Below are 14,924 nucleotides of genomic sequence, written 5' to 3'. Positions count from 1 at the left end.
TACCGATCGGTAACCAGCGGGGCTCCGGCGTGGTGGGAACGGGGTGATTCTGCGCAACGCCCTGCCGAAAAACTAGTTGGGCGATCGTGCAGCTTTGCGCGTGGGGGGATGTTCGCCGTGGTGGCGGCCACCGCGCAGTGGCACCGAGTGCCGCGTTCTCGCTGCTGGGCGCGACATCCCGGCCCGCTCCGCGCCACCGCCGGGCGGCCCCCCCCCCCCCCCCCCCCCCCGGGGGGGGGGGGGGGGCGGGTGCGCCCAATACACGCCCCCCCCCCCCCCCCGCGGGGGGGGGGCCCCCCCCGGGGGGGGGCGCGGGGGGGGGCCCCCCCCCCGCCCCCGGCCCCCCCCCCGGCGGGGGGGCCCCCCCCCGGGGGGCCCCCCCCCGGGGGGGGCGGGTGCGACGTTCGCCACTTATCGCCCGCACCGGCCGCCACCTGATCGATGCGGCCTCCCGCGGAGGTGCCGCGGCGTATCCTCGAGGCCTCTCGGATGAGCGGCGACCGCCCTGGTCGCGACGTCATCGGGATCATGGGGGAAAGACGATGGACGACGCCGAGCAGCCCGCCGTGCGCGCCTCCGACGCCGACCGCGAGCAGGTCGCCGAGCGGCTGCGGACGGCCTTCGACGAAGGTCGGCTGGGCCTGGCCGAGTACGACGAGCGGGTCCGCGACGCCTACGCGGCCGTCACCCGGGCCGACCTGGTGCCGCTCACCGCGGACCTGCCCGCCGCCGCGGAGGCCGCCGCACCGCCCGCGAAGCGGTCCCGCGCGCCCCGGCTCCGCAAGGAGTGGCGGGACTGGGCGCAGACCGGGTTCCTGCTGGTCGGGATCTGGGCGGTGATCTCGTTGGCCGGCGGCGGCCCGATCTTCTTCTTCCCGATCTTCCCGCTGGGCATCTGGGCCGTCGTGCTCGTCTCGCAAGCGCTGTTCGGGCACGGCGACTCCGACGGCTCCGGGTGCGACGAGGACGGGGACGACGAGAACGGGGACGACGAGCCGGATGCGCGTCGGCTGGAGCGCTGACCGGTCCTGCCCCGCCCGCCGGGAGCAGGCGTAACCTTCGGGAGAAAGAACTAGGGCGACTGTTCAACTTTCTCCGAGGGGGACCGGGTGGCGTACCTGCTGCTGGCGATGGCGATCTGCTCCGAGGTGGTCGGCACCGTCTCGCTGAAGCTCTCCGAGGGGTTCAGCCGGCCGCTGCCCTCGGTGCTGGTCGTGCTCGGCTACGGCGCCGCGTTCGCCGCGCTCGGGCTGGTGCTCAAGGCCGGGCTGCCGGTCGGCGTGGTGTACGCGATCTGGTCGGGGGCCGGCGTCGCGCTGATCGCGCTCATCGGCGTCGCCTTCCTCGGCGAGAGCATCACCGCGGTGCAGCTCGGCGGCCTCGCGCTGATCATCGGCGGTGTGGTGGCGCTGGAGCTGGGCGGCGCGCATTGACCGCCGGGACCGACGGCCGCCGCGCCAAGGGCGAACGCCGCAGGCGCGCGATCCTCGACGCCACCCTCCGCGTCGTCGAGCGCGACGGGATCGCCGGGACCAGCCATCGCGCCATCGCCCGCGAGGCGGGCGTGCCCGCCGCGTCGATCTCCTACTACTTCACCGGGATCGACGAGCTGCTGGTCGCGACGCTGCTGGAGAGCGTCGACCTGCTCGTCGCCGACATCGGGCGGATGCGCGCCCGCACCCCGGCGGACGCGGGCGCGTGGGCGCGGACCATCGCGGAGAACCTCGCGCTGCTCGTCGACGGCAGGCGGGCGCGGACCATCGCCGAGTACGAGCTGTACCTGCTGGCCGCCCGCAGGCCCGCGCTGCGCCCGGCCGCCCGCCGGTGGATCGAGGTCGCCGCGGGGCAGGTGGACCGCGGGCTCGACGTACCCCCCGAGGTGGTCACCGCCTTCTTCGCCGCGGTGGACGGGCTGCTGATGCAGGCGCTGATCGCCGACGAACCGCCGGGTGCCGCGGACTTCGAGCCGGTGCTGCGCTTCCTGCTCCGGCCGCTGGGCGCCGAGGTCGGCTGACCCGGTCGGGCGACGCACCCGCGATCATCCGATCGGGGGCGGCTCGCGGTCGTTACCGTGCGGGCCGAGCTGGAGGTGCGTGGTGCGAACGGGACTCGCGGCCGCGGGTGCGGCCTGCCTGCTGGTGGCCGGGCTGGTCATCGGGTGCGACCGGGCCGAGCACGACGAGGTCGGCTGGCGCTGGAACGGCGGCGAGGTGCGCTGGGGCGGCGGGCGCGCGGACCGGGGCGAGCGGTCCGAGGTCATCGCGGAGCTGCCCGGCATCAGCTCGGTGCGCCTCGACCGCACCGACGGGGACGTGGTGGTCCGGCACGTGCCGGGCGGGCGCGGCGAGGTGCGCGAACGGGCCCGCGACCGGCCGCCGGACGCGGCGGTGCTGCACCGCGTCGAAGGTGGCGTGCTCGTGCTGCCCGGCTGCCCGGACGACTGCTCGGTGGACTACGAGGTGGACCTGCCCGCCGCGGTCCCGGTCGAGGGCGGCGGCGCCGCGGGAGCCCTGGAGGTCGACGGCATGGCCTCCGCCCGGCTCGAAGCGGGCGCGGGCGAGGTGCGGATCTCCGAGGTCGCCGGACCGGTGCGGGTGCGCAGCGGCGCGGGCGGCGTCGAGCTGCGCGAGCTCGGCGGCGACGTGGCGGTGTCCACCGGGACCGGCCGGATCGACGGCGAAGGGCTCGCCGGCGCGAACGTCGTGGCCGAGGCGCGCACCGGCTCCATCGACCTGGAGCTCACCGCGCCGCGCAGCGTGCGGGCCGAGACCGGGACGGGCACCGTCGCGGTAGTCGTGCCCGACGGCGCGTACCGGGTGGACGCGGCGGCGGGCCTCGGTTCGCAGGACGTCGAGGTGGCCACCGATCCGGGCTCGCCGCGACGGCTCGACCTGCGGACCGGGACCGGTTCGGTCCGCGTCTCCGCCGCCTGACGGCCGCGCGCCGGGTGCGTGGCCCGGATCTCGACGGCTTCCCGGGAACTTCCGCCGCAGCTCAGGCGTTGTCCAGGCAGAAACGTTGAGCGAAGTGCGCTCAACCCGGTTTGACGACCGGAGCGGGCCGGGGGTAAAACTTGAGTCGGCAAGGCTCAACGGACTACCCGGTCCGGGGCGCAAGATCAGGGAAGCAGGAGGAACCATCCATGGCGCGAGCGGTCGGCATCGACCTGGGGACGACCAACTCCGTCGTTTCCGTCCTCGAAGGCGGTGAATCGACGGTCATCGCCAACTCCGAGGGCTCGCGGACGACGCCGTCCATCGTCGCCTTCGCGAAGAACGGCGAGATCCTCACGGGTCAGCCAGCGAAGAACCAAGCGGTCACGAACGTGGACCGCACCATCCGGTCGGTCAAGCGCCACATGGGCACCGACTGGAAGACGGACATCGACGACAAGGCGTACACGCCGCAGGAGATCAGCGCGCGAGTGCTGATGAAGCTCAAGCGCGACGCCGAGGCCTACCTGGGCGACGACGTCACCGACGCGGTGATCACCGTCCCGGCCTACTTCGAGGACGCCCAGCGCCAGGCCACCAAGGAGGCCGGCCAGATCGCGGGCCTCAACGTGCTGCGCATCGTCAACGAGCCGACGGCCGCCGCGCTGGCCTACGGCCTCGACAAGGGCGAGAAGGAGCAGACGATCCTCGTCTTCGACCTCGGTGGCGGCACGTTCGACGTGTCCCTGCTGGAGATCGGCGAGGGCGTCGTCGAGGTCCGCGCCACCAGCGGTGACAACCACCTCGGTGGCGACGACTGGGACGAGCGCATCGTCGACTGGCTGGTCGAGAAGTTCAAGACCTCCAACGGCATCGATCTGACCAAGGACAAGATGGCCTTGCAGCGGATCAAGGAAGCCGCGGAGAAGGCCAAGATCGAGCTGTCCAGCTCCTCCACGGCCAACATCAACCTGCCGTACATCACGGTGGACTCCGAGAAGAACCCGATGTTCCTCGACGAGACCCTGAGCCGTGCGGAGTTCCAGCGCATCACCTCCGACCTCCTGGAGCGCACCCGCAAGCCGTTCGAGGCCGTGGTGCGCGACGCGGGCGTGAAGGTCGCCGACGTCGACCACGTCGTGCTCGTCGGCGGCTCCACCCGGATGCCCGCGGTCACCGAGCTCGTCAAGGAGCTCACCGGTGGTCGCGAGCCGAACAAGGGCGTGAACCCGGACGAGGTCGTCGCCGTCGGCGCCGCCCTGCAGGCCGGTGTGCTGCGCGGTGAGGTCAAGGACGTCCTGCTGCTGGACGTCACCCCGCTGTCCCTGGGCATCGAGACCAAGGGCGGCATCATGACCAAGCTGATCGAGCGCAACACCACGATTCCGACCAAGCGCTCCGAGACCTTCACGACCGCGGACGACAACCAGCCGTCGGTGCAGATCCAGGTCTTCCAGGGCGAGCGCGAGATCGCGGCGCACAACAAGAAGCTCGGCATGTTCGAGCTCACCGGGCTGCCGCCGTCGCCGCGGGGCGTGCCGCAGATCGAGGTCTCCTTCGACATCGACGCCAACGGCATCGTGCACGTCAACGCGAAGGACCTCGGCACCGGCAAGGAGCAGTCGATGACCATCACCGGCGGCTCCGCGCTGCCGAAGGAGGACATCGACCGGATGGTCTCCGACGCCGAGGCGCACGCCGAGGAGGACAAGAACCGCCGCGAGGAGGCGGAGGCCCGCAACCAGGCGGAGACCCTCGTCTACCAGACGGAGAAGGTCCTCACCGACAACGACGAGAAGCTGCCCGAGGAGACCAAGACCAAGGTCAAGTCGGCCGTCGACGAGGTCAAGGAAGCCCTGAAGGGCGAGGACGTCGCCGCCATCAAGGCCGGGGTCGAGAAGCTGGCCACCGAGTCCCAGGCGCTGGGCCAGGCCCTCTACGCCGACGCGGGTGCCGACGCCGCGGCCGGTGCGGCCGGTGCGGCCGGTGACGCGGCGGGTGCGACCGCCGGCGCCGGTGCGACCAGCGGTGGCGCCGAGGACGTGGTGGACGCCGAGATCGTGGACGACGAGGACGAAAAGAAGAAGAAGTGACCACCGAGAGCTCAGGCGACTCCGACCGGCAGCAGTCGCCGCAGGACGAACAGGAGCCGGTGGTGGTCCGGGACCGCAGGCGGATCGATCCGCAGACCGGTGAACCCCGGGCCGCCACCGAGCAGGGGCAGGTGGCGGAGAGCATGTCCGGCACGCTGGACGAGGAACTTGCCAAGGTCGGTGAAGGCGCCGCCGCCGAGGAGGCGCCCGAGGCCGAGGACGGTGCGGACGCCGAGCTGCGCAAGCAGGTCGACGAGCTCACCGAGGACCTCAAGCGGGTCACCGCCGAGTACGCCAACTACCGCAGGCGCACCGAGCGCGACCGCGAATCGGTCGTCAACGCGGCCAAGGCGTCGGTGGCCGGTGACCTGCTCACCGTGCTCGACGACCTGGAGCGGGCCGATTCGCACGGTGACCTCACCGGCGCGTTCAAGGCGGTGGCCGACAAGCTCGTCGGTTCGCTGAACAACGCGGGCCTGGTGGCCTTCGGCGCCGAGGGAGACGAGTTCGACCCGTCGGTGCACGAGGCCGTGCAGCACACGACCTCCTCGGAGGTGTCCGGACCGACCGTCACGACCGTCATGCGGCGTGGCTACCGGTTCGGCGACCGGGTGCTGCGGCCCGCCATGGTCGCCGTCACCGATCACGAGCCGGAAGCGGCGGCACCACCGGAGAGCGGTGCCGAGACCGGCGAGGACACGGCACAGTGAGATCACGACCCCGCTCGGCGGAACGCGGCACGACCGATACGGGAGGCCGCGTCCCGCGTGGCCTCGCCTGGCCATCGCGGCCGGGCGGGGTCGGGTTCGCGCCGACGGCGACGACCATGCCGGCCGAGGCCGGTGCAGTGCGACAGCGAAGCGGAAGGAGGGGCGCCCGGTGAGTGCCAGGGAATGGCTCGACAAGGACTTCTACGGCGAGCTGGGCGTCTCGTCCGACGCGAGCGCTGACGAGATCAAGAAGGCGTACCGGAAGCTGGCGCGGGAGAACCACCCCGACGCCAACCCCGGCAACAGCGCCGCCGAATCCAAGTTCAAAGCGGTCTCCGAGGCCTACGGCGTGCTCTCCGACCCGGAGAAGCGCAAGCAGTACGACGAGGCGCGCCGGCTGTTCGGCAGCGGTTTCGGCGGTGGCCAGGGCGGTTTCGGCGGTTTCGGCGGCGGCGCGGGCACCGGTGGCGCGGGCGGGTTCGACCTGGGCGACCTGTTCGGCGGTGGCGCCGGGCCGCGACCCGGCGGCGGTGGCGCCGGCGGGCTCGGCGCCCTGTTCGGCGGGTTGTTCGGCGGCGGTGGCGCCGGTCGCCGCGGCGGTACCGCCGGCGCGAGCAGGCCGCAGCGCGGCTCCGACGTGGAGACCGAGGTCCGCATCGACTTCGCCGAGGCGGTCCGCGGCGCGACCGTGCCGCTGCGGCTGTCCAGCCCGGCCACCTGCCTGACCTGCCACGGGTCCGGCTCGAAGCCGGGAACCCGGGCGCGCACCTGCAGCACCTGCTCCGGTGCGGGCCTGGTGACCCGGAACCAGGGGGCGTTCGCGTTCAGCGAGCCCTGCCCGGACTGCCGCGGCCGCGGGCAGATCATCGACGACCCGTGCCCGGACTGCCGGGGCGAAGGAGTCGCGACCCGCACCCGCACGTTGACCGTGCGGATCCCGTCCGGGGTCAACGACGGACAGCGGATCCGGCTGGCCGGTCAGGGCGAACCCGGGCGCAACGGCGCGGCGGCGGGTGACCTGTTCGTGGTCGTCCACGTCAACCCGCACCGGGTGTTCGGACGATCCGGTGATGATCTCACCGTCACCTGTCCGGTGACCTTCCCCGAGCTGGCGCTGGGCACTACGTTGACCGTGCCGACGCTCGACGGGAAGGTCTCGCTGAAGGTGCAGCCGGGCACCGCGAGCGGCCGGACGCTGCGGGTGCGCGGCAAGGGCGTCGGCCGGAAGGCGGGTGGCAGCGGTGACCTGCTGGTCACGCTGCAGGTCGCGGTGCCGTCCAAGTTGGACGACGCGGCGGCGGAGGCGCTGCGGTCCTACGCGGAGGCCACGGCGGACCACGATCCGCGTGCGGAGTGGGACGAGCTGCTCGGGAGGTAGTCATGGGTGACGGTCCACGAAGCTCGCGGCTGAACGTCACGATCGGATTCCCGCCGGGGGCCAACGAGGACACGCCGATGTTCGTGATCTCGGTGGCCGCGGAGCTCTCCGGGCTGCACGCCCAGACGCTGCGCAGCTACGACCGGCTCGGGCTGGTCTCGCCGGGGCGCACCCCGGCCGGCGGGCGGCGCTACTCGGCGCGGGACATCGCGCTGCTGCGCGAGGTGCAGCGGCTCTCCCAGGAGGAAGGCGTCAACCTCGCCGGCGTGAAGCGGATCATCGAGCTGGAGAACGAGGTGGACGCCCTGCGCGACAAGGTGCAGGGCCTGCTGGAGGAGCTCACCGCCGCGCACGCCGCGGCCGAGCAGACCGCGGCGCGGGTGCACGCCTCCTACCGCCGGGACCTCGTGCCCGTGCACCAGGAGACCGCCCTGGTCGTCTGGAAACCGGACTCCCGCCGCTGATCGTCCGCCCGGCCCCGCCGCGACGAGCTCGGACGGCGGAACCCCGGCGACCTCTGCGCGACCCGCCGCGGGCGCGCGGAGATCAGTCCAAGGAGAACGGGTCGTAGTGGATCTGGTCCAGCGGGACTCCCGTGACCAGCAGCTTCGACACCGTGGCGCGGACCATCGCCGGGGAGCCGCTGATCAGCACTTCCCGCTGCGACCAGTCGTGGCGGGCGACGGCGTCGGCCAGCGATCCCTGCTCGGCGCCGGTCGCGCTCGGGTCCTGCTCCAGGACCGGGACGACGGTGAACCACGGGTTGGTCATCGCCACCCGCTGCAGGTTCGCCAGGTCGTAGAGGTCTTCGCGGGTGCGGCCCCCGTAGTACAGCCGGACCTGCGGGTTCTCGCCGTACTGGGCGAGGTCCTCCACGATGGCGCGCATCGGGGCGAGCCCGGTGCCACCCGCGATCATCAGCACGTCCCGCGGGTTCTCCCGGTCCACGTGCAGCTGGCCCATCGGTGAGCCGATCCGCCACCGGTCGCCGCGCTGGGCGTGGCCGACGAGCGCGCGGCTGACCCAGCCGCCGTCGACGGCGCGGACGTGGAATTCGAGGACGCCGTCCTCGCCGGGCATGTTGGCCGGGCTCAGGTACCGCCACAGCCGCGGCCGCTGCGGGACTTCGACGCTGACGTACTGGCCGGGGTGGTAGGGCACCGGGTGATCGGTCTCGACCCGGATCACCGCGAGTTCGCGGTTGAGGCGGGTGTGGCCGATGACTTCGCCGTCGTACCAGGCGGGCCCGTCGTCCTCGTTCGCCGCGCTGATCATGGCGGTGGCCATCACGGTGTACGCCTCGGCCCAGGCGCGTTCGACCTCCTGGGTCCAGGCGGGCCCGGAGTGCTTCTTGATGGCGGCGAGCAGGGCGGTGCCGACGGCTTCGTAGTGCTGGGAGACGACGCCGAACTTCCGGTGGTCCCGGCCGAGCTGGTGCAGGAACGGCAGCAGGTCGTCGGGCCGGTCGATCATCTGGATGATGTGCACGAGCGCCCGCATCAGCCGGTCGCGGACGGTCTCCATGTTGGCGGAGAACAGCTCGCGGGTGTTCGGCGCGATGCTGAACAGCATGGCGTAGAAGAACCTGGCGACTTCGTCGGAACGAGCGTCGATGCCGGCCCAGCTCTCCCGGATCAGGTGGACCATCTGGCTCGCGCGTTCCGGTGTCGGCCGGTTCGGACGGGGGCCCGGGCTCAGTACGGCGTTCGCTGACATGGTTCGGTCGCGGTCTCCACGAAGTCGGTGGGCATCCGGTCAGGTGCACACTGCTGCATTGCGTGATGTCCCCCGACGTCGAGGACCATAACGCTTCGTCGTGTCCTCACACTATTGATGCCACGTTTGAGGGCGTTTCGACTACTCAACGTCGAGAAAGTCGGATATGTAGCGGGGAAACCTGCGTCTGATGGTGTGGGTCGTGTCGGTCACATGTCACTCTGTGCGCGTGCGTCCCGAAACTCAGACCGCCGAGCCCACCAGCGGCGGCCGCGCCGACCACGCGAACCGGCGGCCGACCGCGCCGAGCACCGCGCCCGGCCCCGACACGCCTCGCCGATCGCGCCGGAGCACCGAGGTCGACGAGCGCCCCGCGGCGGAACTGCCCGGCTCCACCGGCGAGCACCTGCTGCAGGAGGCCCACGGCACCGAGAAGCGGGCCCGGCGGTTCTACGACGACCAGGTCCTCGACCACCTCAACACCCGGATGCGCGAGTTCATCGCGCGGATGGAGATGGCGTTCGTGGCGACCGCCGACGGCGGCGGCGAGTGCGACGCCAGCCTCCGCGCGGGTCCGCCCGGATTCATCGAGGTCCTCGACGACCACCACCTCGCCTACCCCGAGTACCGCGGCAACGGCGTGATGGCCAGCCTCGGCAACATCAGCGAGAACCCGCACCTCGGCATGCTGATGGTCGACTTCACCGAGGACCTGATCGGCCTGCACGTCAACGGCACCGCGGAGATCGTCGAGGACTCCGACCTGCGCGCCCGGCACCCCGAGCTGCCCGTCGAGTTCGACCGCGGTCGCACTCCGGAGCGCTGGGTGGTCGTCGAGGTGGAGGAGGCCTACATCCACTGCCGCAAGCACATCCCGCGCATGGTCCCGATGTTGCGCAAGCGCAGCTGGGGGACCGACGACGCGAAGCGCAAGGGAGGCAGCTACTTCACCGACTGAGCCCCGGCGGAGCGGGCCGCGACCACCCCTGCAGTGGGAGGACACTGGGCGAAAGGGACACTGGTGCCGCGCGGAGCGACGCGCCAGTGCACGACGGCGGGCGGAGAACACAGCCGTGATCGAGCGGATCGAAACGCCGGCGAACGGCCCGGCCACCGGTGCGGGCGCGCCGGACCGGGAGCGCAGGGGCGCGGCCGAAGCGGTCGAGCGCGAACTCGTCATGATGTTCCGGCGCGCCCGCAACTTCTCGATGACCGTGGCCTCGCAGGTCCACCCGGACCTCGACCCGGCGTCCTACAGCCTGCTGCTGATGGTGGACGACGCGGGTTCGCTGCGCGGCATGGACGTCGCCGACCGGACCGGGCTGGACAAGTCGACGGTCAGCAGGCAGATCGCGACGCTCGTCGAGCTGGACCTGCTGGAGCGGGTGCCGGATCCGGACGACGGCCGGGCGCGCCGCATCCAGCTGTCCGCGTCGGGCCGGTCCCGGCTGGCGCAGGTCCGCAAGCAGCGGCGCAAGCACCTGCACGGCGAGTTCGCGCACTGGAGCACCGAGGACCTGCAGGACCTCTCCCGCCTCCTGGCAAAACTCAACCGCATGTTCTGATCTGCTCCTCTATGGGCTCGCCTTGCGTGGGGGTGGGGTGGCGGAACCTCAGCGGCCCCCGCGCGGGGGGGGGTTTTTTGCGGCGGGGGGCCCCCCCCCGGGAAAAACAGTGCACCCGGGGGGAACCCCGGGAACCCCCCGGGGGGGTTTTTTTCCCCCCCGGCCCCCCCCCCCCCCCCCAAAAAAAAAGCCCTCGCGAGGGAACCGCTGAGAACCCGCGGGTGGTCTTGTCGGTCAGGTGGTCGGCGGCTCAGCGGCTTCGCCGCTGACGGGAAAGAGGCACGACGCCGCCGGGCGGGGTCGAAGGCAGGTGGGGTTCGCGCGGCTCGTCGTCCGGCTGCGGTATTCCCGGCGGCGGGCGTGGGGCGTCCCACTCCTGGATAAGTTGCCTTCTGCAACTAACCTCTTTATAGTTGCGTGCAGCAACTAAAGGAGTGGCTCGTGGGACCGACACCGGAAACGTGCAGCGAACTGCTGCGGCCCCTCCGCGCGTTGATGGGGCTCAAGCAGACCGCGGTGCAGATCCTCAACCAGCAAGCCCGGACCGACCTGCCGTACGCGGCCAGCGGACTCCTCGGCGAGCTCGTGCACTGCGGGGAATCGCGGGCCTCCGAGCTCGCCGCGCACCGCTTCGTCGACGCGTCCGTGGTCAGCAGGCAGGTGTCCCAGCTCGAAAGCGCCGGGCTGATCACCCGCCGCGCCGACCCGCAGGACCGCCGGGTGTCCCTGTTGCGCGCCACCGAGGAAGGCGAGCAGGCGCTGGCCCGCATCGAGCGGCACCGCGCCGAATGGCTCAGCCACGCGCTCAGCGACTGGGACGACTCCCGCGTGCGCGACCTGGCCGAACTGCTCGACACCGCCGCCGCCGACCTCCGCCGCGCCGTGCTCCCCGAGCACCTCGCGGCCCACGAAGGAACCTCGCACCCGGCCCAGCCGCAGGTGCCCGCCGACGACCGACGCCCCGCCGCGTCGTCCCAGGAAGGAACTCGATGACCCGCTCGACCATCGGCGAAGCCCCGTCGACGAGCTCGCCGCCGACCGGCCGGCCCGCTGACGGCGAGTCCGCCGCGCACCGGGACGGCGGCCGCCACCAGGTCGCCGCCGACTCGCCCATGACGCACCGCCAGATCCTGGAAGCGATGTCCGGGCTGATGCTCGCGCTGCTGGTCGCGATCCTCAGCTCGACGATCGTGTCCAACGCCCTGCCGCGCATCCTGTCCGACCTCGGCGGCAGCCAGAGCCAGTACACCTGGGTGGTCACGGCGATGCTGCTGACCTCCACCGCCTCCACCCCGATCTGGGGCAAGCTCTCCGACCTGTTCAGCAAGAAGCTGCTGTACCAGATCGCGATCACCGTGTTCACCCTCGGCTCGGTGCTCGGCGGGTTCGCCCAGACGATGCCGCAGCTCATCGCGTTCCGCGCCGTGCAGGGCATCGGCATGGGCGGGTTGCAGGCCCTGATCCAGGTCGTGATCGCCGCGATGGTCTCGCCGCGGGAACGCGGTCGCTACAGCGGTTACATCGGCGCCACCTTCGCGGTCGCCACGGTCAGCGGGCCGCTCGTCGGCGGACTCATCGTGGACACCTCGTGGCTCGGCTGGCGCTGGTGCTTCTGGGTGACCGTGCCGATCGCGGTGATCGCGTTCATCGTCCTCGGCCGCACGCTGAAGCTGCCGGTCATCAAGCGGCCGGTGCGCATCGACTGGTTCGGCGCGCTGTTCCTCGTCGGCGGCGTGAGCCTGCTGCTGGTGTGGGTCTCGATGGCGGGCAAGCAGTTCGACTGGGCCTCGCCGGAGACCGCCGCCTACGTCGGTGGTGGCGTGGTCGCGCTGATCATCGCGATGATCATCGAATCGCGGTTCCCGGAACCGATCGTGCCGTTGAGCATGTTCCGCAACCCCACGGTGACGCTGGCGACCATCGGCACCGTCGCGGTCGGCACCGCCATGTTCGGCGGGTCGGTGTTCCTCGGGCAGTACTTCCAGATCGCCCGCAGCTTCAGCCCCACGCACGCCGGGTTGATGACGCTGCCGATGGTGCTCGGGCTGTTCCTGTCCTCCACCATCTCCGGGCAGATCATCTCCCGGGGCAGCGGCAAGGTGAAGCCGTTCCTGATCTTCGGCTCGATCGTGCTCGTGGTCGGCATGGGCCTGCTGGCGACCATGGACCACACCACGAACCTCGTGCTGATCGGGTTCTACCTGGCGCTGATGGGCATCGGCGTCGGCTCGCTGATGCAGAACCTGGTGCTGACGGTGCAGAACGTCACCACCGGCAAGAACGTCGGTTCGGTGACCTCGGTCGTCACGTTCTTCCGGACGCTCGGCGGTTCCGCCGGGGTGTCGGTGCTGGGCGCGGTGCTGGCCTCGCGGGTCACCGACTACGTCAACGACGGCCTGGCGCGGATGGGCATCCCGGTCGGCGCGGGCGGAGCGGGCGGCGGTTCGCTGAACGTGGACGCGCTGCCCGGCCCGATGCAGGAGATCGTGCGCTCCGCCTACGGCGACGCGATCGGCGACATCTTCCTGGTCTCCGCCTGCATCTCGGTGATCACGCTGCTGGCGGTGGTGTTCATCAAGGAGGTCCCGCTGCGGCGGACCATCGAATCCCAAGACGAAGTCCGGGTGGAAACTGTGGACAACCAACCGCTTCCTGTGGACAACTCGGTCGGCGCGGAGACGACGCCGCTCACTCGCCAGAGTGGTTCCGCGCAGCTTGCAGGGGGGTCGCACGCGGCGGCACCGCACTTCGGCGAGCCTGTGGACAACTCTGTGGGCAACCACTCCCGTTCCTGGTCAACGACGCAAGCGAGCGCCGGGAGCAACGGGAACGGGCGGCACCTGGCCGGCGATCTCGCCGGAGCCGGGACGAGCGGCGGCGGGCTGTACGTGCAGGGGTCCGCGCAGGACTCCACCGGCAACCCGGTCGCCGGGGTGGTGCTGACCCTCACCGACTCGCTCGGCAGGCAGGTCGAGCGCGCCCGCACCGACGCCGACGGCGGCTACCGGCTCGACGTCCCCCGCGGCGGCACCTACGTGCTGATCGCGGCCGCCGGGACCTACCAGCCGACCGCCTCGATGGTCGTGGTCAGCGACAAGCCGGTCCGCCACGACGTGCGGATGTTCGGGTCCGGCGGGGTCGGCGGCGTCGTGCACTGCGGCGACCGCGAGATCTCCGGGGCCACCGTGGTGCTGACCGACCTGCGCGGCGAGGTCGTCGGCTCCCTGGCCAGCGGGCCGGACGGGAGCTTCGCGTTCACCGACCTCGTCGGCGGCTCCTACGCGCTGACCGCCACCGCCGAGGGCTTCCGCCCGGTCGCCACCCCGGTGGCCGTCGCGGACGGCGAGCGGGTCGCGCTGGACGTGGAGCTGGAAGCGGGGGCCGCACTGACCGGCGTGGTGCGTTCGGCGAACCTGGGGCTGCCGGTCCCGGACGCCCGGGTCACCCTGCTCGACGCCGCCGGTGAGGTCGTCAGCGCCGTCACCACCGACGCCGAGGGCGGCTACGCGTTCACCGACCTGCCCGACGGGGACTACACGGTCATCGCCACCGGCTACCCGCCGGTCGCGGCACCGCTGCGGCTCGCCGGGGCGCGCACCACGCACGACGTCGAATTGGGGCACTGAGCATGACCGCGGTGCGGAGCGGAAGGAGCGGTACGCAGGTGAGCGGAGCCGGATCGGTGACGGCGCAGGTGCGCACCGGGGACGGGTGGCCGGTGCCGGGAGCTGCGTTGACCCTCATCGACGGGGCGGGCGCGCAGGCCGCGCGGGTGCAGACCGCGGAGGACGGCGCCGCCGTCGCCGACGGGCTCGCACCCGGCACGTACACGGCGATCGTCACCAACCTCGGCTACGAGCCGCTGGCCCGGACCACGCTGGTCCGGGACGGGCAGGAGGCGGCGCTGGGCGTGCTGGAGCTGAGCCGGGCGGGCGGCAACGAGCTGCCCGCGCCGGGGACCTGGGTGATCGATCCGGCGCACTCGTCGATCCGGGTCAGCGCCCGCCACCTCGGCATCACCAGCATCCACGGGCGCTTCACCGAGTTCAGCGGGGAGGTGCGGGTCGGCGACCCGATCGAGTCCACGGGCGTGGCGGTGCGGATCACCGCGGCCAGCGTGGACACCGCCAACGAGCAGCGGGACGCGCACCTGCGCACCGCCGACTTCCTCGACGTGGAGCAGCACCCGGAGATCACGTTCACCGCGACCGGGCTGCGGCCCGCGGGCGGTGAGCGCTGGGAGCTCGCCGGTGAGCTGACGCTGTGCGGCGTCACGCGGCCGGTGGTGCTGGACACGCACTACGCGGGCGTCGGGCCGGACCCGTGGGGCGGTTCGCGCGCCTCCGCGTCGGCCACCGCGGAGCTGCGGCGCGAGGACTTCGCGATCACCTTCAACCAGGCGCTGCGCACCGGCATCGCCGCGATCGGCACCACCCTGCGGGTGGACATCGACGTGCAGGCGGTGCGGCAGGACTGAGCCGGAGACCTCGCGGCGCTCCGGATCCCGGACGGGGCCGGGCCGGAGCGGC

At 72.2% G+C, this 14,924-nt stretch carries 14 protein-coding genes; 13 read left to right on the top strand and 1 reads right to left on the bottom strand.

The annotated features are described in order from the left end of the window. Nucleotides 1-542: 542 nt before the first annotated feature. From LCD31_RS19570 to LCD31_RS19535, 8 genes are all read left to right on the top strand, one after another. Nucleotides 543-1,022, top strand: a complete 480-nt coding sequence (locus tag LCD31_RS19570; RefSeq protein WP_224960065.1) for a DUF1707 domain-containing protein — start codon at nt 543-545, stop codon at nt 1,020-1,022. A gap of 87 nt (nt 1,023-1,109) precedes the next feature. Further along, nucleotides 1,110-1,433 carry a multidrug efflux SMR transporter gene (locus tag LCD31_RS19565; protein WP_224960064.1) on the top strand — a complete coding sequence of 108 codons (324 nt, stop codon included), beginning with the start codon at nt 1,110-1,112 and terminating at the stop codon, nt 1,431-1,433. Next, a complete protein-coding gene (locus LCD31_RS19560; RefSeq protein WP_224960063.1) occupies nt 1,430-2,014 on the top strand; it encodes a TetR/AcrR family transcriptional regulator in 585 nt (194 codons plus the stop codon). The genes LCD31_RS19565 and LCD31_RS19560 overlap by 4 nt, the downstream gene beginning before the upstream one ends. Nucleotides 2,015-2,096: 82 nt before the next feature. Next, nucleotides 2,097-2,933 carry a hypothetical protein gene (locus tag LCD31_RS19555; protein ID WP_224960061.1) on the top strand — a complete coding sequence of 279 codons (837 nt, stop codon included), beginning with the start codon at nt 2,097-2,099 and terminating at the stop codon, nt 2,931-2,933. A 209-nt stretch (nt 2,934-3,142) separates the two neighbouring features. Continuing rightward, nucleotides 3,143-5,026, top strand: coding sequence for a molecular chaperone DnaK (gene dnaK / locus LCD31_RS19550; RefSeq protein WP_224960060.1), 1,884 nt, complete (start codon nt 3,143-3,145; stop codon nt 5,024-5,026). Beyond that, the gene (gene grpE / locus LCD31_RS19545; RefSeq protein WP_224960059.1) at nt 5,023-5,736 is read left to right on the top strand and encodes a nucleotide exchange factor GrpE; all 714 of its coding nucleotides are present in this window, start codon (nt 5,023-5,025) and stop codon (nt 5,734-5,736) included. The genes dnaK and grpE overlap by 4 nt, the downstream gene beginning before the upstream one ends. A 169-nt stretch (nt 5,737-5,905) precedes the next feature. Next, nucleotides 5,906-7,114 carry a molecular chaperone DnaJ gene (dnaJ, locus tag LCD31_RS19540; protein WP_224960058.1) on the top strand — a complete coding sequence of 403 codons (1,209 nt, stop codon included), beginning with the start codon at nt 5,906-5,908 and terminating at the stop codon, nt 7,112-7,114. Nucleotides 7,115-7,116: 2 nt separating this feature from the next. After that, the gene (locus LCD31_RS19535) at nt 7,117-7,578 is read left to right on the top strand and encodes a heat shock protein transcriptional repressor HspR (protein ID WP_304612897.1); all 462 of its coding nucleotides are present in this window, start codon (nt 7,117-7,119) and stop codon (nt 7,576-7,578) included. 82 nt (nt 7,579-7,660) lie between these two features. On the opposite strand, the gene LCD31_RS19530 is transcribed toward LCD31_RS19535, so the two are convergent. Further along, nucleotides 7,661-8,761, bottom strand: a complete 1,101-nt coding sequence (locus LCD31_RS19530; protein ID WP_224960057.1) for a globin domain-containing protein — start codon at nt 8,759-8,761, stop codon at nt 7,661-7,663. Nucleotides 8,762-9,059: 298 nt separating this feature from the next. Here LCD31_RS19530 and LCD31_RS19525 point away from each other — a divergent pair, with 298 nt between their 5' ends. The 5 genes from LCD31_RS19525 to LCD31_RS19505 all read left to right on the top strand — a co-directional run bounded on the left by LCD31_RS19525 (nt 9,060) and on the right by LCD31_RS19505 (nt 14,872). After that, nucleotides 9,060-9,788, top strand: coding sequence for a pyridoxamine 5'-phosphate oxidase family protein (locus tag LCD31_RS19525; protein ID WP_224960056.1), 729 nt, complete (start codon nt 9,060-9,062; stop codon nt 9,786-9,788). 115 nt (nt 9,789-9,903) lie between these two features. After that, the gene (locus LCD31_RS19520; RefSeq protein ID WP_224960055.1) at nt 9,904-10,395 is read left to right on the top strand and encodes a MarR family winged helix-turn-helix transcriptional regulator; all 492 of its coding nucleotides are present in this window, start codon (nt 9,904-9,906) and stop codon (nt 10,393-10,395) included. A 441-nt stretch (nt 10,396-10,836) separates the two neighbouring features. After that, nucleotides 10,837-11,388: a MarR family winged helix-turn-helix transcriptional regulator gene (locus tag LCD31_RS19515; protein ID WP_224960053.1), complete on the top strand. Its 552-nt coding sequence runs from the start codon at nt 10,837-10,839 to the stop codon at nt 11,386-11,388. Nucleotides 11,389-11,507: 119 nt separating this feature from the next. Next, nucleotides 11,508-14,021 (top strand): MFS transporter, encoded by a 2,514-nt coding sequence (locus tag LCD31_RS19510; RefSeq protein ID WP_224960086.1) that lies wholly within the window; start codon nt 11,508-11,510, stop codon nt 14,019-14,021. Nucleotides 14,022-14,059: 38 nt separating this feature from the next. Further along, nucleotides 14,060-14,872 (top strand): YceI family protein, encoded by an 813-nt coding sequence (locus tag LCD31_RS19505; RefSeq protein WP_224960051.1) that lies wholly within the window; start codon nt 14,060-14,062, stop codon nt 14,870-14,872. Nucleotides 14,873-14,924: the final 52 nt, after the last annotated feature.

The sequence above is a fragment of the Saccharopolyspora sp. 6M genome, from assembly GCF_020176775.1.
In the GTDB taxonomy this organism is placed as follows: Bacteria; Actinomycetota; Actinomycetes; order Mycobacteriales; family Pseudonocardiaceae; genus Saccharopolyspora_C; species Saccharopolyspora_C gregorii.
The sequence above is the reverse complement of the archived record's forward strand: the minus strand, read 5'-3'. Positions and strand labels throughout refer to the sequence as shown.

Bases quoted from the DNA above. Each gene is read 5' to 3' on its own strand.
- dnaK (WP_224960060.1), top strand. From the start codon at position 3,143: ATGGCGCGAGCGGTCGGCATCGACCTGGGGACGACCAACTCCGTCGTT.
- LCD31_RS19510 (WP_224960086.1), top strand. From the start codon at position 11,508: ATGACGCACCGCCAGATCCTGGAAGCGATGTCCGGGCTGATGCTCGCG.
- LCD31_RS19570 (WP_224960065.1), top strand. From the start codon at position 543: ATGGACGACGCCGAGCAGCCCGCCGTGCGCGCCTCCGACGCCGACCGC.
- LCD31_RS19530 (WP_224960057.1), bottom strand. From the start codon at position 8,761: ATGGTCCACCTGATCCGGGAGAGCTGGGCCGGCATCGACGCTCGTTCC.
- LCD31_RS19535 (WP_304612897.1), top strand. From the start codon at position 7,117: ATGGGTGACGGTCCACGAAGCTCGCGGCTGAACGTCACGATCGGATTC.